Raw genomic sequence first — 19275 nt, 5'->3', positions numbered from 1 at the left:
CTATATAAATTTTTTATCCAACTCGTCTACCCCAACCGTAATAAAGGTCAACCTATTGGTTGGTGATACATTGGGTTCTTTGCAAGCAAAAAGTTTATTCACTATATGTTCCTGCTCGTCTTTTTTTAAGGTTTGTCCTGTTTTTATAGCCAAACTTTTAGCCATTGATTTTGCAAGCAAATCCGTTGTACTAAAGTTGGCATCAGGTACCTCGTTCTGTACATCGCTAATAAGCTGCTCCAAAATAATGGATACCTCACTTTCTGACACACCTAAAGGGACTCCCGTAATTTCTACCGATTCTTTTTCAATACTTGAAAACATAAAGCCCATATGCTCTAAATCGTCCTTCAAAGGTTTAATGATTTCTATTTCCTGAACCGAAAAATGCAACTTTAAAGCAAACAACAATTGTTGGCTCACCCCCTGCTTAACTGTTATATTTTGGAGGAAATCTTCGTACAATATACGTTGGTGGGCACGGTATTGGTCTATAACCAACATGCCCGATTTAATGGTACTAATAATGTATTTATTATGAAGTTGATAGGTGGTACTTATGTGTTCTTTTTGGTCGTCGTTTTCAAACAGCGAGCTCTCCGATTTTTCGGTTTCAAATTCCACATTAGTAAAGTCATTGTCAGTCGCCATTTCCCTAGACTCCAAGCCTACATATAAACCATCCCAATGACCAGTAGACTGCTTTTTAAAACTGGATGTAAGGTGTCTGTTGGAATGCTTTTGTTCTTGAAACGGATTAAAATTTCGATCCACTTCAATTTTTGGGGGTTCTATTGTTGATTTTGAGTAATTATAGGGCGTATCTAAATTGGAATCCCGTTCAAAATCAAGTACGGGCGCAATGTTAAACTGTCCTAGGCTGTGCTTTACTGAGGAACGTAAAATAGCATAAAGTGTATGCTCATCATCAAACTTGATTTCGGTTTTGGTGGGATGAATATTTATATCAATGGATTGTGGGTCTACTTTTAAGTTTAAAAAATAACTAGGGTGCATCCCAATTTTAATCAACCCTTCGAAAGCCGACAATATGGCATGGTTTAAATAGGCACTTTTAATGAAACGGTCATTCACAAAAAAATACTGTTCACCTCTTGTTTTTTTTGCAAACTCTGGTTTTCCTACAAAACCAGATATTTTTAAAACATCTGTTTCTTCTTCAACAGGCACTAATTTTTCATTGGTCTTATTCCCAAAAATATTTACAATGCGCTGCCTATAATTGCTGACCGGTAAATTAAAGGTGTCACTACCATTATTATACAACAAAAAATGAATGCTGGGATGCGCTAGGGCCACGCGATGGAATTCATCAATAACATGTCGCAGTTCTACAGTATTAGACTTTAAAAAATTACGTCTTGCGGGAATATTAAAAAATAGGTTTTTAACCGAAATAGATGTACCGCTAGGAGTAACCACTACTTCCTGGGAGGTTACTTCACTACCTTCAATAGTTATTGAAGTGCCTACTTCATCCTGTTCTTGTTTGGTTTTAAGTTCCACATGGGCTATAGCAGCTATACTTGCTAGTGCTTCGCCTCGAAACCCCTTAGTATGTAGTTGAAATAAATCTTCGGCCGTTCTAATCTTCGACGTGGCATGGCGTTCGAAACTTAAACGGGCATCGGTAGTGCTCATCCCCTTACCATTATCTATAACTTGAATAAGGGTTTTTCCGGCATCTTTAACAATTAACTTTATGGTTGTTGCCCCAGCATCAATAGCATTTTCCAAAAGCTCTTTAACTACCGAAGCTGGTCGTTGCACAACTTCTCCTGCAGCTATTTGATTGGCTACATGATCGGGTAATAGCTGAATAATATCTGCCATGAATTATTTTGAAAAGAAAATAGAGAGATCGAAATCGATAATAAAAAGAAAAATCAAGACAAAAAAACCTATTAATACCAAAATTGTTTTATTAAATCCAGAATTATTTCTATTTCTATTATTCATCCTAGCTTCATGCCATTGGCCAGAAAAGTCACTTTTATTATAGGCATCTGCATAAGCATCAAATCTTGTAGCATATTTTGTTTCGTCTGTTTCCTCTTTTCCTTTATAATACCTTGGTGTATAATTAAACCTTTTATTTCTCGGCAATTTCTTAATTAAAGTGAATTTTATTGGTCCCATGATTTTTAAGTTTTAGGTTACAGGTATCTCTTTTCCAACAAATACATACAAATCAATAATAATACCAAAACCAGAATTAAAGTACTGAGTTTCACTCCACCTTTAAGCTTTCGCTTACCAGATTGGGCTTCTTTCCATCTCGAAACAAAATCTGTTTTTCCAGAAGCATCTAAGCGAGAATCACCTTCATTACCTTTAGTAAATCTAGGCTTGTAATTAAAGGTCCTATGCTTTCGCTGTTTAAACAAAGTACATTGTGCTTATCCCCAAAAATACAAACTAAAGTTTGAAGTTAAAAGTTAAAAGTCATAAGAATAGTGAAACTTATCAAGAAGGTATAGCCATAAAATATTAGTAATATCTTAACAGAAGATTGGTGGTAGATTGGGTATTGCTTTTCTCAACTATCTACCAAAAAGCCCGGATGCAAAATAATATTTAACTATTTTTTCTTAGTGCTGCCATTTTAATAGCCGCTATAGCCGCTTCAGTACCTTTGTTACCGTGTTTGCCTCCGGCTCGATCTTGAGCCTGCTGCATTGTATTATCGGTAAGCACACAAAAGATTATAGGAGTTTCACGATTCACATTAAGGTCTTTTATGCCCTGTGACACCGCTTCGCAAACAAAATCGAAGTGTTTGGTTTCTCCTTGAATAACACTTCCAATGGCAATAACGGCATTTACCATTTGCTCTTGCATTTTTTTACAACCATAGATCAGTTCAAAGCTACCGGGCACATTCCACCTTATGATATTATTAGGTAAAACGCCTTGCTCAATAAGGGTATTATAAGCACCTTCAAACAGTTTTTCTGTGATAATATCGTTCCATTCTGAAACAACAATCCCAAACCGAAATTTATTCGCGTTTGGGATTGATGCTTTATCGTAGTCTGATAAATTTTTGTTTGCCGTAGCCATATTATTTATTTGCCAATACTTGTGCTTTTCCTATAAATACATCTATATTGGAAGCCTCGGTGGCATTGGAATAGTCTTCCTTAATACGTTCAAAATAATCTAATGCCTTCTTTGCCTGTCCCAAATCTAATGCTATGGCACCTGCCTTAAATAAATACATAGGGGTTGTATATTCATTATCGCGCATATTGGCTGCTTCTTCATAATAATTTAAAGCATCTTCAGGTTGATTTAACTGTACAAACGCATCTCCAATATTTCCTTTAGCCAATGGTGCCAAAATTTCATCATCGCTTTTAAAATTACTTAAATACTCAACGGCATTCTTGTAATCCTTTAATCTTAAATAGGCCGTTCCAGCATAGTAATTGGCTAAATTGGCTGCAGGCGTACCGCCATATTCCTTTACAATATCCAACATACCATATTTTCCTTCACCACCATTTAATGCCAAATTGTACAAAGAGTCTTTTTCCACACCATTAACGGCGTCTTCAAAATATTTTTGCGCTTGAAACATATCGTTCATAGCCATTACCTGTTTGGGTTTTGCTATAAACTCTTTATATCCTAAAGACCCCAAAACAACAACAGCAACAATGCCTATAATAATAAAGATATATTTTTGGTTCTTTTCAACAAATGCCTCTGTCTTAGATGCCGTTTCATCCAACGTATTAAAAACCTCTGCGGTTGTTGAACCTTCCTCTATATTATGTTCCTTTTCTACTTTAGTTTTTGGTTTGTAACCTCTTTTATTATAAGTTGCCATATATTCTATATTAATGCGCCGCAAAAATATAATTTTTCTTTATAACTAAAAGGGTATTTATTTGATTATTTTCAATAATTTGCATCCCTCATTGTTTTGGTATTACCATAAATTAAATACGCTAATAGTCTTTATTTTTATGATTTTAAAATCACTTTCTTTAATCAATTACAAAAATTTTGACAGCAAATCGCTTAACCTTAACGAAAAGATAAATTGTATTGTTGGTAATAATGGTATTGGGAAAACCAATATTTTAGATGCCATTTATCATCTTTCGTTTGGAAAAAGCTATTTTAATCCGGTAGCAACCCAAAACATTAAACACGGTGAGGATTTTTTTGTAATTAATGGCGATTACATAAAAAATGAAAAACCGGAAAAGGTAGTGGTAAGCCTAAAACGAGGTCAAAAAAAAGTGATTAAGCGCAATGGCAAACCTTACGACAAGTTTAGCGAACACATTGGTTTTTTACCATTAGTCATTATTTCACCTGCCGATAGGGATTTAATTGTAGAAGGCAGCGATGTACGTCGTAAATTTATTGATAGTGTGATTTCACAAAGTGATAAAAGCTATCTATCCAATCTTCTTAATTACAACAAAATATTGGCACAGCGCAATGCACTTTTAAAATATTTTGCTTTAAACCATACCTTTAACCCAGACACTATTGCTGTTTATAATGACCAACTAACTCAATATGGCACAGTTGTTTTTGAAAAAAGGCAACAATTTTTAGAAACGTTTACCCCTATTTTTAAAACGCGATACAAAACCATTGGTAATGGTAATGAAAAAATAAGCCTGGTTTACAATAGTCATTTGTTTGAGGATCATCTTAAATCTTTACTAAAACAACAAATCAATAAAGACAAAGCGCTTCAATATACCAGTGTAGGTATTCATAAAGACGATTTGTCTTTTAATATCGAAGGGCATCCCATAAAGAAGTTTGGAAGTCAGGGTCAACAAAAATCGTTTCTAGTTGCATTAAAATTGGCACAATTCGATTTTATCAAAGCACAAAGTGGTGTAAACCCTATTTTGTTATTGGATGATATTTTTGATAAATTGGACGAGCACCGTGTAACACAAATTATTAAATTAGTAGGTGAAGATAGTTTCGGACAAATATTTATTAGTGACACACATGCCGAACGCACTGAAAATACTGTGAAACAGGCTCACCAATCGTATGAGGTTTTTAAATTGTAATTAATTGCCATGCCAAAACGAAACAACGAACATATTAGCATAAAAGACGCTTTAAAAGAATTTGTTGAAACCAATAAATTAGATAAAGGTCTGGACAAAGTAAATGTTGTAGATGCTTGGGTTAAACTAATGGGTAATGGGGTAAACAATTATACCACTGGTATTCGTTTGGAACGTGAAACACTTTACATTCAATTAAGTTCCAGTGTTTTGCGGGAAGAATTAAGTTATGGCAAGCAAAAAATAATAACCATGCTTAATGAAGAGTTAGGCAAGGAAATTATTAAAAAATTGATTTTGCGCTAATTACATTTTAAATCAAATTAAAAAAAAAACTGTATAAAACCTGCAAGCTATTATTATTTAAACTACCTTTGACACTTAATTTTTTTAATACAAATACAATGAGTAAAGGTACAGTAAAGTTCTTTAATGATTCCAAAGGGTTTGGTTTTATCATTGAAGAAGGAAACAACAAAGAACATTTTGTTCACATTTCTGGATTAATTGATGAAGTTCGTGAAGGTGATGAAGTTGAATTTGATCTACAGGAAGGTAGAAAAGGTTTAAACGCAGTAAACGTAAAAGTTATCTAATCTAAATTATATACACTTTAACATTACTAAAGCCTATTATTTATTTAATAGGCTTTTTTTATGCTTTAAAACAAAAGAACTTACAATTTTTTACTTCGACTTGATTCAATCCAAGTAAAACCAAGTATACAAAAAAAAGCTTTCGCATTTTATCGAAAGCTTTTTTTAACCAATTTATAAAATATTTAAAATATTTCCCTTCCAGAAAAATGGAATGCACTTTCAATAGCTGCATTTTCATCACTATCACTACCATGTACAGCATTTTCGCCCATTGAAGCTGCATATAATTTTCTAATGGTACCTTCTGCTGCATCGGCCGGGTTGGTAGCACCAATTAAGGTTCTAAAATCTTCAACAGCATTATCTTTCTCTAACACAGCTGCAACTATTGGTCCACGGGTCATATACTCTACTAATTCTCCAAAGAATGGACGTTCGCTATGGATTGCATAAAATGTTTCTGCATCAGCCTTAGACATTTGTGTTAATTTCATTGCTACGATCTTAAATCCAGAAGCTGTAATTTTTTCTAATATTGCACCAATATGCCCTTTTTCAACAGCATCTGGCTTAAGCATTGTAAATGTTCTATTTGTTGCCATTTGTTCTTTTAAATTTTGTGCAAAAGTAATCTATTTCCTCTTAAAAACAAGATTTGGCAATTTTAAAAAAATTGTATATTCGTTTTCTATGAACAAACAAGACATTGAACAGATAAAACAGTTACTCTCAACCCCTAAAAAAATAGTAATTGTAACTCATAAAAATCCAGATGGCGATGCCATTGGATCTAGCCTAGCACTATATCACTACCTTTCAAAATATCAGCATAAAACAACTGTAATTTTACCCAATGACTGTCCCAGTTTTTTAAAATGGGTACCTGGAGCAGAAACCGTTTGGGTATACGACTATCAAACAGAATTATCCAATAGATTAATAAGTGAAGCCGACATTATATTTACTTTAGATTTTAATGCTTTTCATAGAACTGGCAATATGGAAATCCCATTATATGAAAGTGACGCATTAAAAATCATGATAGATCACCACCAGGCTCCTAATGGTTATGCTACTTTTATGTTTTCAGATGTGAGTATGAGCTCTACTTGTGAAATGATTTATCATTTTATAGACATGCTTAAAGACACTGATAATATTGATGCTACCATAGCCACTTGTCTTTATGTTGGTATCATGACTGATACAGGTTCCTTTAAATTTGATTGTACCACAAGCACCACACATCATATTATAGCTCAACTTATTGATAAAGGTGCCAAAAATTCACAAATCCATAACAATGTTTACGACACTAACAGTTATGAACGCCTACAGCTTTTGGGCTGTGCACTCAATAATTTAAAAATACTACCTGAATACCGTACTGCATATATTAGCTTATCCCAAGAAGAACTTAACCAATACAATTATAAAAAAGGTGATACCGAAGGTGTTGTAAATTATGGCCTGTCGTTAGACAATATTGTGCTGGCAGCAATTTTTATTGAAGACAAACAGGAAAACATTGTTAAAATTTCGTTACGCTCTAAAGGTCATTTTTCTGTTAACGAAATGTCCAGGGCACATTTCAACGGTGGCGGACACACAAATGCCGCAGGTGGTAAGAGCTATTTATCTTTAAACGACACCATTGAAAAATTTATTAGTATATTGCCTAGTTATAAAAACGCCCTAAATGATGAATAAACTCATACCTCTATTATTTGCAAGCCTCTTTATTGTTAGTTGCAAAACACCAGAAGCCCGAAAGCCCATTTCGGTTAAAACAGGTTCTTTTATAGACGATTCGGTAGAACGAAATAAAAAACTCAACGCTAAGGAACAATCCCATATCCTTAAGGTTATGGAACAACAGAACGATAAAAATTATATCGCTTCAGAAAGTGGATTTTGGTATTACTACAATACAAAAACAGAAATCGATACCTTAAAAACACCTAATTTTGGAGATGTAATTGACTATAATTACAACGTAAAGACTCTTAGCGGACAAACTATTTATTCTAAAGATGACATCAAAATACAACGCTACGTTATGGACCAACAAGAACTTTTCACAGGGCTTAGGGAAGGTTTAAAACTTATGAAAACTGGTGAAACTGTTACGTTTTTGTTTCCCTCCCAAAAGGCCTATGGCTATTATGGAGACCAAAACAAAATAGGCAGTAATATGCCATTAATGTGTGAAGTCACGATATTTTCTATTACTGAAAACAATAATTAAATAAAAGAAAATGAGATATACAAAATGGTTTATGTTCTTCTCGCCCGTTCTGTTAATTATACTTAACCTGTATTCCTGCAAAGCACAATATTCTGAATTGGAAGACGGACTTTATGCCGAAATCGTCACTGGAAAAGGGGTTATGGTTGCTAAATTGGAGCATGAAAAAACACCCGTAACAGTTGCCAATTTTGTTTCTTTAGCAGAGGGCACCAATACGATGGTTGCTAATGAATATAAAGATAAAAAATTTTATAATGGTTTGAAATTCCATCGTGTCATCTCCGATTTTATGATTCAGGGTGGTGACCCTAAAGGTGATGGTTCTGGAAATCCGGGCTATCGCTTTAACGATGAATTTGACATAAGTCTAAAACATGACAAAAAAGGGACATTGGCTATGGCCAATTCGGGTTATGGCACCAATGGAAGTCAGTTTTACATTACCCACAAAGAAACGCCATGGTTGGATGCCTATGACGATGAGGGCAATTTAAAAAATTGTGAAAACAGACGTATTAGTTGCCATACCGTATTTGGGGAAGTCATTACGGGACTTGAAGTCGTTGACTCTATTAAACAAAATGATGTTATAAAGGAAATAAACATTATTAGAAAAGGGAGAGCAGCCAAAAATTTTAATGCATCTACCATTTTTAAAGATCATTTTATTGAAGCTAAGCGCATTAAGGAAGAAAAGGAAGCCAAAGCACAAGCTATTGTAAAAGCAACACTAGAAAAATTTGAAAAACAACGTATCCAAACCACTACACTTCCTTCTGGTTTGCAATATTTTGTTACTGAAAAAGGCGATGGAAAAAAGCTGTCTGAAACCTCTAAAGTACTTGCTCATTATGCTGTTTATTTTGAAAACGGAAAACTACTTCAAACCAGTAAATTAGAAATAGCTGAAGCCTTGAACGCGGTAGATGAACAACAAAAAAATGCTGGACGATACGAACCTATAACTTGTGATATTGGTCCAGACGCTAGAATGATTCCTGGATTTAAGGAAGGTTTAAGACACCTAAGTGTAGGTGATAAAGCCACACTATTTATTCCATACCACTTAGCTTATGGCGAAGCAGGAGGCAATGGTATTCCGCCAAAATCAAATATTATATTTGAAGTTGAAATCCTTAAACTTTTAAACTAGTTAAATAAAAATATGTACGCATTAAAATTCGATTGGAACCCTATAACAGGTATAGACATAGCAGGCAACTTTAAACTCCATTTTTATAGCCTAATGTGGGTGGTAGCCTTTATTATCGGTTGGTATATTATGAAGCGTATCTTCACTAAAGAAAAAATTTCTCTGGAGTATTTAGACCCGCTTTTTATCTATACCGTATTAGCCACCATGCTTGGTGCCCGATTAGGGCATGTCCTTTTTTATCAATCAGAATTAATTACTGAAGATTTTTTCAGCATATTTCTCCCATTTAAATTTAAAGGTGGCTTTGAATTTACTGGTTTTCAAGGTTTGGCCAGCCATGGTGCCGCTATAGGCATTATTATCGGAATGTATTTATACCGAAAAAAATACAACTACAAATCGTTACTCTGGATTTTGGATCGTGTTGTAATATCTGTAGCTTCCGGTGCCGTTTTCATTAGAATAGGTAATTTCATCAATTCTGAAATTATTGGAAGGGTCGTTGAAAATGAAAACTTCCCACTTGGTGTTCGTTTTATTCAGGATTATTACAATAAGTATGATGTTGTAAGAGTAACAGGTATTAAAAATATTGAAGAAGCATATAATGCTGTAACCAATAATCCGCAATTCACCGAATTATTGGAGGTAATCCCATACCGCCATCCCGCACAATTATACGAATCTTTCTGTTACATTTTTGTGTTTTTAATTCTGTGGTTTGTTTACTTAAAAACCAAAAAAAGTGATCAAAGCGGATTTCTTTTTGGATTGTTTTTAATCTTGCTTTGGACGGTACGTTTTTTTGTTGAATTTGTTAAAGAACCTCAAGGCGATGAATACATCAACTGGTTTGGCTTACAAACCGGCCAATGGTTAAGCATTCCTTTTATATTAATAGGTCTCTATTTTATGTTTGTCTATAAACCCAAAACTGTAAGCAAATAAAGCATGTCTATAAAACGATTTCTACTATATGTATGCTACCTTTTAATAATTGTATCTTGTAAGGATAACAAAAAAGTAATTAAGCAAACAGAAGTTACTTTTAAAAAGGAAGGAGAGTTGACCATTATCAAATCCGATTCAACCACAGTACATCTTAATATTGAAATTGCAGATACTGATTACGACACCCAAACAGGGTTAATGTACCGTAACAGTATGGCTGATACACAAGCGATGCTATTTATTTTTGAAAATGAGCAACCACGCTCCTTTTATATGAAAAATACACGTATTCCGCTAGATATTATTTTTATAGGCGAAAACAAAAAGATTGTTAGTTTTCAAAAAAACGCCCAAGCTTTTGACGAAACTTCCCTTCCTTCCAATAGCCCCGCTAAATACGTTTTAGAAGTCAATGCTGGTCTTGCAGACAAGTGGCAATTAAAAATTGGCAATACTATAAGTTACACTCATTAAAACAGTCATATGAAATGCCTATATAAGTAAATTTTCGGTGAATACCCACCAAACATATAAGAGTATTTCTTCTGACCTTTGAAACAAAATAAATATAAAAAGATGAAACAATTTTTTGTCTATTGCATTATTTTATCTTTAATAGTTAGTTGCTCGCAAGAGAAAAAGCCTAATGTGTTATTTATCATTTCAGACGATTTAACTGCCTCTGCTGTTTCATCCTATGAAAATAAAGCTTGTTATACACCAAACATAGATCAACTAGCTTCAGAAGGGATTCGCTATACAAAAGCTTATACACAATACCCTGTTTGTGGGCCTTCAAGAGCTTCATTGATGTCAGGTTATTACCCTAATGCCACCAAAACCTATGGGTATGTGAGTGGACGTGAAAACATTGGTCCAAATCGAAAAACATGGTCACAGTTATTCAAGGAAAATGGTTATTACACAGCTCGGGTTAGTAAAATATTCCACATGGGAGTCCCTATAGACATTGAAACCGGATCCAATGGAACAGACGATGAAGCATCTTGGACAGAACGTTTTAACAGTCAAGGTCCGGAATGGAAAGCAATAGGAGATGCCGAATTAGTTCAGAATAATCCCGATGGGACCATTGAACGCAAAGGGGGTAATGTCATGACTATTGTAAAAGCTGATGGTGATGATTTGGTACACTCTGATGGTAAGACAGCTGAAAAAGCGATTGAACTTATTAAAAAACACAAAAACGAACCATTCTTTTTAGCTGTAGGTTTTGTAAGGCCTCATGTACCTTTTGTTGCTCCAAAATCTTATTTTGAACCTTATCCATTTGAAGATATAACGATGCCAAAAAAAGTGGAAAACGATTGGGACGATATTCCAAAACGAGGCATTAATTATGTAACTAGTTTAAACGGTGAAATGTCTCTCGAACAAGAAAAGAAAGCTGTAGCGGCTTATTATGCTTCGGTATCATATATGGATGCACAAGTTGGGAAAGTATTGCAAACACTAAAGGATGAAAAGCTGGAAGATAATACTATTGTTATTTTCACTTCAGACCATGGGTTTCATTTAGGAGAACATGATTTTTGGATGAAAGTGAGCCTGCATGAAGAATCTGTTCGAGTTCCTTTAATTATAAAAGTTCCAGGAAAAACACCACAAGTCTGTCACTCATTTGTTGAATTATTGGACTTATATCCAACTGTTGCTGAACTGGCTGGATTAAAATACTCAAAACATATACAAGGCAAAAGCTTGGTCAAAACAATAAACCAGCCTAAACATAGTGTGAGGGATATGGCTTTTAGTGTTAGTCAAGGTGGTAAGTCTTTTTTATTGAGAAATCATAAATGGGCCTATATTCAATACAATGAAGATGCTTCAGAAGGCATAGAATTATTTGATATGGAGGATGACCCGAAACAATACACCAATCTAGCCAATAACACAGAATATACTGAAACTGTGGCTTATTTTAAAGAACAACTCAAAAAGAAATTAAAACAACTACGAAGGAATGATTTGGGATTTGAATATCCTTAATCATTGGAATTTGGTTGTTCTTTAAAGAACTAAAAGCTGTTTTTTAATTGTTTGTCAAGTCACAAGAGAACAAGGAGGAATCTTATAATGGTGATATTTCCTATTGTTCGTTTTTCAGGCTGTTGATCACAGTTTTTATATGCCTTTTTAATAACTTTCAGAAAAACAACAGCCTTAAAATCTAAACTTACTTTTATAAAATGCACCAATAAAAAAGCCTATCAAACAAATGATAGGCTTATTGCAAAGAAAAAATGAGTTAGTTTTTTTTCTTCTTTTTATCTTCAAGTTTTTGTACCGTGTCGTACATGATAGGTGTTGCAATAAACAATGATGAGTAAGTACCTACAATCACACCCACAATTAATGCAAACATAAATCCTCTAATGGAATCGCCACCAAAAATAAATATGGATAATAATACGACTAGAGTTGTAAGTGAGGTGTTCAACGTTCTACTTAATGTGCTGCTCAAAGAAGTATCTACTACACGGTCAAACTTCCAGCTGGTATGCTCATTAAAAAACTCCCGTATCCTGTCGAATACTACTACCGTATCGTTAAGCGAGTAACCAATTACCGTTAGAATGGCCGCAATAAAAGCTTGGTCTATTTCCATGCTAAACGGCATGAATCTATAGGTTAGTGAAAAAATCCCCAATACTATTAATACATCATGGAATACAGCCGCAACTGCACCCAAAGAGTACTGCCAACGCTTAAAACGCATTAAGATATAAAGGAACACTACAATAAGTGATCCTAAGATTGCCCAAAAAGAGGCTTGCTTAATATCGTCGGCTATGGTTGGACTCACTTTAAAAGACTCCAATAACCCAACCTGTTTGTTTACATCGTTTAAATCGATGAACTCTTCATAGGTCTGACCCGATAAATGGGGTTGTAACGTATTATACAATAGCTGTCTTATTTCCTCATCAACTTCAGAACTTGCTTCATTGACCTTGTATTTGGTGGTAATTTTTAACTGGTTGGCACTACCAAAAGTTTTTGCATCTGCACTGCCAAAAGTATTAGCTAAAGTTGAAGAAATCTCTGTTGCGTTAACATCGTTCTCAAAACGTACTTGATAGGTTCTACCTCCAACAAAATCGACGCCTTGGTTTAAACCTACAGTCACTAAAGAGCCTAAACTTAATACGATAAAAGCTCCAGAAATTATATAAGCGACTTTACGTTTCTTTAGGAATTCAATATTTATATTCCTAAATAAGTTCTTAGTAATCGCAGTTGAGAAATCTAATTTACCACCTTTGTTAATGTACCAGTCAACCAATAATCTGGTAATAAAAATGGCAGTAAACAAGGATGTAAAAATACCTATCAATAAGGTCGTTGCAAATCCTTTAATAGGTCCTGTACCAAAAATGAATAGTATTAAAGCCGTTAATCCAGTTGTAATATTGGCATCTAAAATCGAGGATAAAGCATTGCTAAACCCATCTTGAATGGATTCTTTTTGTCCTTTTCCCTTAGCTATTTCTTCACGGATGCGTTCAAAAATAAGTACGTTGGCATCAACCGACATACCAATGGTTAATACGATACCTGCAATACCAGGCAAAGTCAATACAGCCCCTAAACCAGATAATATACCAAATATTAATAGGATGTTTAAAACCATGGCGATGTCTGCAAAACCACCGGCCTTTCCATAATAAAGAATCATCCATACCAATACCAATACCAAAGCAATCATGAAGGACATGGTACCGCTATCAATAGCTTCCTGACCTAAGGATGGTCCAACTACCTCACTTGATATAATATCGGCCGATGCTGGCAACTTACCTGCCCGTAAAACGTTAGCTAAATCTTCTGCCTCATTTAATGTAAAACTTCCTGAAATTGAAGAATTACCTCCTGCTATTGGACCAGATGTCACACCAGGAGCTGAATATACCACATCGTCTAAAACAATAGCTATTTGACTTCCTTGAGAAAACGCCTTACCAGTCATTTCTTCCCATATCTTAGCTCCTTTAGAGTTCATTTGCATGGAAACTTCTGGTTTATTTGCCACACTAAAATTCACACGGGCATCTGTAACTACCGCTCCACTTAATTGAGGTGTATTGTCTCTGTTTCCAACAAGAGCATATAGATCTATCAGTTCACTGTTTTTTTCCGGTTTTCCAAAAACAAACTTCGCATAACGCTGCTCTACAGGCAATAAGGCCCTTACTTCTGGCTTGTTTAAATACTCTAATACAGTCACTTTGTCCTTAACTTCGAATCTTGCTATTATTGGGCCGCCTTGATAACCAGGCCCTCTAATTAAATCCAATAGTGGATTAACGGCAGCAACAGCGGTAGAATCGGTTTCAGCTTCACCTAACAGGTCATCGATGGCTGCATCTTGTGCGTCTTCTTCGTCCTGAGGTTCAGCTTCTGCAACTTCGGGTGTATCAACCTCAACCAAATCTTTTAAAGTCTCATTGGCTTGAGCCAAAAACCCAAAAAACTGTTCGCCTTTATAGGCATCCCAAAATTCCAATTGAGCGGTACTCTGTAATAAACTTGTAGCGCGTTCTACATCCTTAACACCTGGTAATTCTACCAAAATACGCCCTGAAGTTCCTAAACGTTGAATGTTTGGAGAAGTTACTCCAAACTCATCGATACGCTTACGTAATACTTCAAATGCAGAAACAATGGATTCGTCAATTTTAGTACTGATAATCTTTTTAACTTCGTCATCGGTCATATTGCCTTCTATCTCACCATCTAAGGCCTTTGTATAGAATATATCTGGTGATGCCAACTTGGTATCGCCTTTAATAGCATCAAAAGCCACAAAGAAATCTTCTAAATAAGTATTTTGGCTATTCTTTTGAAGTTCTGTAGCGTCTTCCAAAGCTTTATTAAATACAGGGTCTTTTGTATTATTTGCTAATCCTTTTAAGATATCTTTTACAGACACTTGAAGGATAACATTAATTCCTCCTTTTAAATCCAAACCAAGATTCATGGCCTTTTGCTTCACTTCGTTATAAGTGAATTTTGCTATACCAATGTTAAACACGGTATCGGTAGCTATTGACTCTAAATAATTGGCTTCTTCCTGACTTCGCTTGGCTCGGTAGTCCTCTTCAGTGTCTGCAATTTTACTAATTGCCAATTCCTGTGCTTCGTCTTCAATTTGGTTTGCCTTAAATGTAAACGACAATTGGTAAACACTTACCAATCCGAATAACAACGCAAACAATTTAACTAATCCTTTATTTTGCATGTTTATATATTTTATAATCGCTATTTTAAAAAACGGACAAATATATTATTTACCGTTTATTCTGTAATATATTTTTGTTTTTTTATTGATGAAAGTTGACTAAGCCTTCAAGTCTCTGACTTTGGGTTTACTTAATCTAAGAATGTTATTTTAGCAGAAAGGCCCAGCTCTAACCTCTGGAGTAATGTGAAGTGGTTCTTCTATCGACAAGACGATAGTATAATGTACTTTATAAGTAACTTTAATAGTGTTGGCTATATTATCATCTAGATAATTATTGAAGCGATAAACATCTAAAACATTTAATCTTTCACTTTTATGATTTATGGTTAGAACGGGTATAGCTCCAAAACCTGACGATGAACCATTATTCTTTTGAATCTCATAAATATCTAGATTGCAACTAACCCTATTATCTTCTAAGGGAAATCTTGAACCTGTTTTTCCTTTACCGTCAATAGGGTAATTAAAGACTAAAGTATTATCTTCAGAAAGTGCATTTTTTATATGATTAACGTCAACATCACTATGATAAGTAATTCTTAACCTACTATTAGCTTCTTCTGTAACTCGAATATTCTCTGCGCCTAAATCCTGTAATCGGTCTTTAACAACACTGACGGTATTTTGTGTTTCGGAAAGTGTTATTTTACCATCCGTAAACTCTAATACTAGTACTTGGTTAGGTACAGTGTCCTGTTGTTGGTTAACAAGAGCAACAAGGGAAAGTATAAAAAGTAATGCACCTATGTACCATCTCATATTCATGCCCCAAATATAAAAAAATAAAGACTGTATTGCTACAGTCTTTACATAAATTACCTAACTGCTTAAATTATTCTATAACTCCAATAAACCATTGGTTTTGGTAACACCTTCAGCACTGGCTTTCAAGTGATTTTTTTCAGCATCACTTAATGGCACATCCACAATTTTTTCAATACCATTTTTACCTAAAATTACAGGAACTCCAATACAAATATCATTCAAGCCATATTCGCCTTCTAAAAATGTTGAACAAGGAAACATTTTCTTTTGATCACATGCTATAGCTTGTACCAAGGCACTAACAGCAGCTCCTGGGGCATACCAAGCTGAGGTTCCCAATAGTTTAGTAAGTGTAGCGCCACCTACTTTAGTGTCTTCCTTAACTTGATTTATACGCTCTTCGCTTAAAAATTCAGATACCCTAACACTGTTCCTTGTCGCGTGACTGGTTAACGGTACCATTCCTGTGTCACTATGTCCACCTATTACCATACCATCTATATCACTAATAGGCGCATTTAATGCCTCAGCTAATCTGTATTTAAAACGTGCTGAATCTAATGCGCCTCCCATACCAATAATTCTATTTTTGGGTAGGTTGGTGGATTTGTGCACCAAATAGGTCATGGTATCCATTGGGTTACTCACCACAATCATGATGGTGTTTGGAGAATGCTCTATTAAATTACTAGCAACCGTTTTAACAATACCAGCATTAATACCAATTAATTCCTCACGGGTCATCCCTGGCTTGCGGGGTATTCCAGAGGTAATCACACAAATGTTGCTATTAGCTGTTTTACTATAATCGTTTGTAACCCCTGTAATTTTAGTATCAAATCCATTTAAAGAAGCACATTGCATCAAATCCATGGCCTTGCCTTCGGCATAACCTTCTTTAATGTCCAACAACACGACTTCGGATGCAAAATTTTTAATCGCAATATATTCAGCACAACTGGCTCCAACAGCCCCTGCTCCAACTATGGTAACTTTCATATCTTTAATTTTAAATTATATATTAACAGTTTTTATTTTGGACAAATTTGAAAAATTATACTGGCCAAAAAAATGATTTTTGTTTGTTTTGGCCTGTATTTTTTTGCTTAACAAATGTATGAATAAAATATACTTAAATAAAGAAGCACAAGGATTAATTCTTGTGCTTTTACATTTCGAAAGGATTCATTTTTTTATCTAAACCCAAAGTTTAGACCTAATGAAAAGGCGTTAAATTCAGATAGATGATATTCTGCATTAAATCTAAAAAAACCGAGCTTTAATTTTGCACCTATGGTACCCCTTACGCTGGACACTTCACTCGATACCGAAAAAGGGTCTGTATACGTATTGGCAATGAAAGGTCCTCCTGTAACTGTATATGTTCCTAAAATATCAGATTTTGATTCTCCTTTAATGTATCCCAAACCACCATAAAAATTAATTACGGGTAATTTTGTTGAAGCTACCAACTGTAATAACCAAGTATTTGTGTTACTTTCAATACGCTGATTATCGCCATCTATTTCAAATGTATCTGTTAAGTTATAGGTTGCATCTAAATTAGTATAGGCGAGCAAACCAGATATGGCTACAGGCAATATCTTATCTGCAGGCAACCATTTAGTAAATTCAATTTGCAAACCCGCTCCATACATACTTATATCAACTTCGTCGGTTTTTACCTTTGGCACAAATCGTGCTTTAAGCTCAAATCCCTTACTCAACCCTATGGCTCCTTGTATAAACGCTGTAGGTAATAAATTAGCTGTAGCATCTCCAATTCCAGAAGGCAATGTAATACGTTCTGTTAAAAGAGGATTGTTATTATCAGATATATCTATTTCAATATTTGGATTATTTTCACCAAGCGCAGTGGCAACCATTCTAGTTCTTTCACTTGGATTATCAACAAATTCGACTGAGAAATCTTCAGTTTCGTATAAATCTAAATCCATTAAAAAAATCTTATGTTCATTATTAGATATAGAAGCATTTGCTACAATCGATATTTCAAATCCTCCTAAAGGTTTAACGTCAGCGGTGTTAAACCAGTTAGCATTCATACTATACATTAAGCCATTGGTTCCTGGCATTAAATAATCATTAGCAAAACGTTCTGCATTTTCTACACCAGCAGCAAATAAGCCATCAATATCTTGGGCTTTTGAAATTGTAGTTACTACACCAAGCAACATAAGTAGGATGAATCTTTTCATAACATAAATAAATTTGAGTATTACAAAAATATAAAATATTTCATACAAATAATATTTTAATCGAAAATAATAATCATTTAATCGATTAATTATTTAAATTTGGTGGAATATTAAACTATTACTTGTTTTTATATATAGTGTAAAATAGACTTAATATTTATCTAACTTTATTTTAAATTTATTGGCAATACCTAGAAACTATAACAAAATGCATAGCCCCATTTCTAAATTAAAACTCTTATCCATTTTTTTTATGTTCCTATTTATTGGATCATGTACAAAGGATGACCCTTCAGACCCTAACGACACAAACAACATTAACGTCTTTAACAATAGACAAAGTACAGGGAGTTCAGCAAACGATATATTATCTGATGGCACATTTAAGAGTATGGTTGTTGAACTTGTTTATGTAGAAGGCTATGAACCCACTCAAACAGCTATAGATAATTATGTTTCGTTTCTAACAAATCGCATTTATAAACCATCAGGTATTACGGTTTTAAAGCGTGCTATTGCTACGCTTGGACAGGAAACCTATTCTATTGAAGATATTGCAGAAATAGAAAGAGAAGAACGGGAGCACTATAACACAAATAGTAAAATTGCAATATGGGCCTATTTTACAGATGGTAAATCGGATAATGACACTGCTGAAAATGTAGTTCTTGGTACGGCTTACTGGAATACTTCCTTTGTGATTTATGAAGAAACCATTAGAGACCTTAGCAATAGTCCTCTGGAACCTAGCAGAAGTCTTTTAGAATCAACTGTCATCAATCATGAATTTGGACACATTTTAGGGTTGACCAATCTGGGAACTCCCATGCAAACTGAACATGAAGATACTGAACATGAACATCATTGCAACGTAGAAAGTTGTCTTATGTATTGGGCTACCGAATCTAAAGTAAGTTTAGGCAATATGAATACCGTACCTCAACTTGATGCCCTATGTTTAGCAGATTTGCAAGCGAATGGTGGTAAATAAAA

The 19275-nt window shown here is 34.5% G+C and carries 20 protein-coding genes; 10 read left to right on the top strand and 10 right to left on the bottom strand.

Annotated elements, in window-relative coordinates; all coding sequences use genetic code 11:
- From mutL to K7G79_RS11275, 5 genes are all read right to left on the bottom strand, one after another.
- Positions 1 to 1854, bottom strand: a complete 1854-nt coding sequence (mutL, locus tag K7G79_RS11295) for a DNA mismatch repair endonuclease MutL (RefSeq protein ID WP_223551693.1) — start codon at positions 1852 to 1854, stop codon at positions 1 to 3.
- 3 nt (positions 1855 to 1857) lie between these two features.
- Positions 1858 to 2160: a hypothetical protein gene (locus K7G79_RS11290; protein ID WP_223551692.1), complete on the bottom strand. Its 303-nt coding sequence runs from the start codon at positions 2158 to 2160 to the stop codon at positions 1858 to 1860.
- A 17-nt stretch (positions 2161 to 2177) separates the two neighbouring features.
- Positions 2178 to 2408, bottom strand: coding sequence for a hypothetical protein (locus K7G79_RS11285; protein WP_223551691.1), 231 nt, complete (start codon positions 2406 to 2408; stop codon positions 2178 to 2180).
- Positions 2409 to 2598: 190 nt separating this feature from the next.
- Positions 2599 to 3084 (bottom strand): 6,7-dimethyl-8-ribityllumazine synthase, encoded by a 486-nt coding sequence (gene ribH, locus K7G79_RS11280; RefSeq protein ID WP_223551690.1) that lies wholly within the window; start codon positions 3082 to 3084, stop codon positions 2599 to 2601.
- A gap of 1 nt (position 3085) precedes the next feature.
- Positions 3086 to 3856, bottom strand: a complete 771-nt coding sequence (locus tag K7G79_RS11275; RefSeq protein WP_223551689.1) for a tol-pal system YbgF family protein — start codon at positions 3854 to 3856, stop codon at positions 3086 to 3088.
- Positions 3857 to 3995: 139 nt separating this feature from the next.
- On the opposite strand from K7G79_RS11275, the gene K7G79_RS11270 reads away from it, so the two are divergent.
- From K7G79_RS11270 to K7G79_RS11260, 3 genes are all read left to right on the top strand, one after another.
- Entirely contained in the window at positions 3996 to 5075 is a 1080-nt protein-coding gene (locus tag K7G79_RS11270) for a DNA replication/repair protein RecF (RefSeq protein WP_223551688.1), read from the top strand.
- A 9-nt stretch (positions 5076 to 5084) separates the two neighbouring features.
- Positions 5085 to 5381, top strand: a complete 297-nt coding sequence (locus K7G79_RS11265; protein WP_223551687.1) for a DUF721 domain-containing protein — start codon at positions 5085 to 5087, stop codon at positions 5379 to 5381.
- Between the two features lie 98 nt (positions 5382 to 5479).
- On the top strand, positions 5480 to 5671 hold the full coding sequence (locus K7G79_RS11260) for a cold-shock protein (protein WP_223551686.1): 192 nt from the start codon (positions 5480 to 5482) through the stop codon (positions 5669 to 5671).
- A 185-nt stretch (positions 5672 to 5856) separates the two neighbouring features.
- Here the strand turns inward: K7G79_RS11260 and K7G79_RS11255 are convergent, their stop codons facing one another.
- Entirely contained in the window at positions 5857 to 6276 is a 420-nt protein-coding gene (locus K7G79_RS11255; RefSeq protein WP_223551685.1) for a nucleoside-diphosphate kinase, read from the bottom strand.
- Positions 6277 to 6364: 88 nt separating this feature from the next.
- Here K7G79_RS11255 and K7G79_RS11250 point away from each other — a divergent pair, with 88 nt between their 5' ends.
- The 6 genes from K7G79_RS11250 (at position 6365) to K7G79_RS11225 (ending at position 12042) form a co-directional block, all read left to right on the top strand.
- Positions 6365 to 7384, top strand: a complete 1020-nt coding sequence (locus tag K7G79_RS11250; RefSeq protein WP_223551684.1) for a bifunctional oligoribonuclease/PAP phosphatase NrnA — start codon at positions 6365 to 6367, stop codon at positions 7382 to 7384.
- Positions 7374 to 7922: a gliding motility-associated peptidyl-prolyl isomerase GldI gene (gldI, locus tag K7G79_RS11245; RefSeq protein WP_370634214.1), complete on the top strand. Its 549-nt coding sequence runs from the start codon at positions 7374 to 7376 to the stop codon at positions 7920 to 7922. Before K7G79_RS11250 ends, gldI begins: the two co-directional genes overlap by 11 nt.
- A 10-nt stretch (positions 7923 to 7932) precedes the next feature.
- Complete coding sequence (locus tag K7G79_RS11240) at positions 7933 to 9078, top strand: peptidylprolyl isomerase (RefSeq protein WP_223551683.1); 1146 nt, start codon at positions 7933 to 7935, stop codon at positions 9076 to 9078.
- A 12-nt stretch (positions 9079 to 9090) separates the two neighbouring features.
- Positions 9091 to 10029 (top strand): prolipoprotein diacylglyceryl transferase, encoded by a 939-nt coding sequence (lgt, locus tag K7G79_RS11235; RefSeq protein WP_223551682.1) that lies wholly within the window; start codon positions 9091 to 9093, stop codon positions 10027 to 10029.
- A gap of 3 nt (positions 10030 to 10032) precedes the next feature.
- Entirely contained in the window at positions 10033 to 10506 is a 474-nt protein-coding gene (locus K7G79_RS11230; protein WP_223551681.1) for a DUF192 domain-containing protein, read from the top strand.
- Between the two features lie 102 nt (positions 10507 to 10608).
- On the top strand, positions 10609 to 12042 hold the full coding sequence (locus K7G79_RS11225) for a sulfatase (protein ID WP_223551680.1): 1434 nt from the start codon (positions 10609 to 10611) through the stop codon (positions 12040 to 12042).
- A 259-nt stretch (positions 12043 to 12301) separates the two neighbouring features.
- Here the strand turns inward: K7G79_RS11225 and secDF are convergent, their stop codons facing one another.
- The 4 genes from secDF to K7G79_RS11205 all read right to left on the bottom strand — a co-directional run bounded on the left by secDF (position 12302) and on the right by K7G79_RS11205 (position 18282).
- Positions 12302 to 15295 (bottom strand): protein translocase subunit SecDF, encoded by a 2994-nt coding sequence (gene secDF / locus K7G79_RS11220; protein WP_223551679.1) that lies wholly within the window; start codon positions 15293 to 15295, stop codon positions 12302 to 12304.
- Positions 15296 to 15445: 150 nt separating this feature from the next.
- Positions 15446 to 16057 (bottom strand): hypothetical protein, encoded by a 612-nt coding sequence (locus K7G79_RS11215; protein ID WP_223551678.1) that lies wholly within the window; start codon positions 16055 to 16057, stop codon positions 15446 to 15448.
- 78 nt (positions 16058 to 16135) lie between these two features.
- Positions 16136 to 17062 (bottom strand): malate dehydrogenase, encoded by a 927-nt coding sequence (gene mdh, locus K7G79_RS11210; protein ID WP_223551677.1) that lies wholly within the window; start codon positions 17060 to 17062, stop codon positions 16136 to 16138.
- Positions 17063 to 17256: 194 nt separating this feature from the next.
- A complete protein-coding gene (locus K7G79_RS11205) occupies positions 17257 to 18282 on the bottom strand; it encodes a DUF6588 family protein (RefSeq protein ID WP_223551676.1) in 1026 nt (341 codons plus the stop codon).
- Positions 18283 to 18535: 253 nt separating this feature from the next.
- Here K7G79_RS11205 and K7G79_RS11200 point away from each other — a divergent pair, with 253 nt between their 5' ends.
- On the top strand, positions 18536 to 19273 hold the full coding sequence (locus K7G79_RS11200) for a membrane metalloprotease (RefSeq protein ID WP_223551675.1): 738 nt from the start codon (positions 18536 to 18538) through the stop codon (positions 19271 to 19273).
- Positions 19274 to 19275: the final 2 nt, after the last annotated feature.

Source organism: Aestuariivivens sp. NBU2969, assembly GCF_019931125.1.
Taxonomy (GTDB): Bacteria; Bacteroidota; Bacteroidia; order Flavobacteriales; family Flavobacteriaceae; genus Aestuariivivens; species Aestuariivivens marinum.
This window is presented reverse-complemented; position numbering and strand designations above follow the sequence as displayed.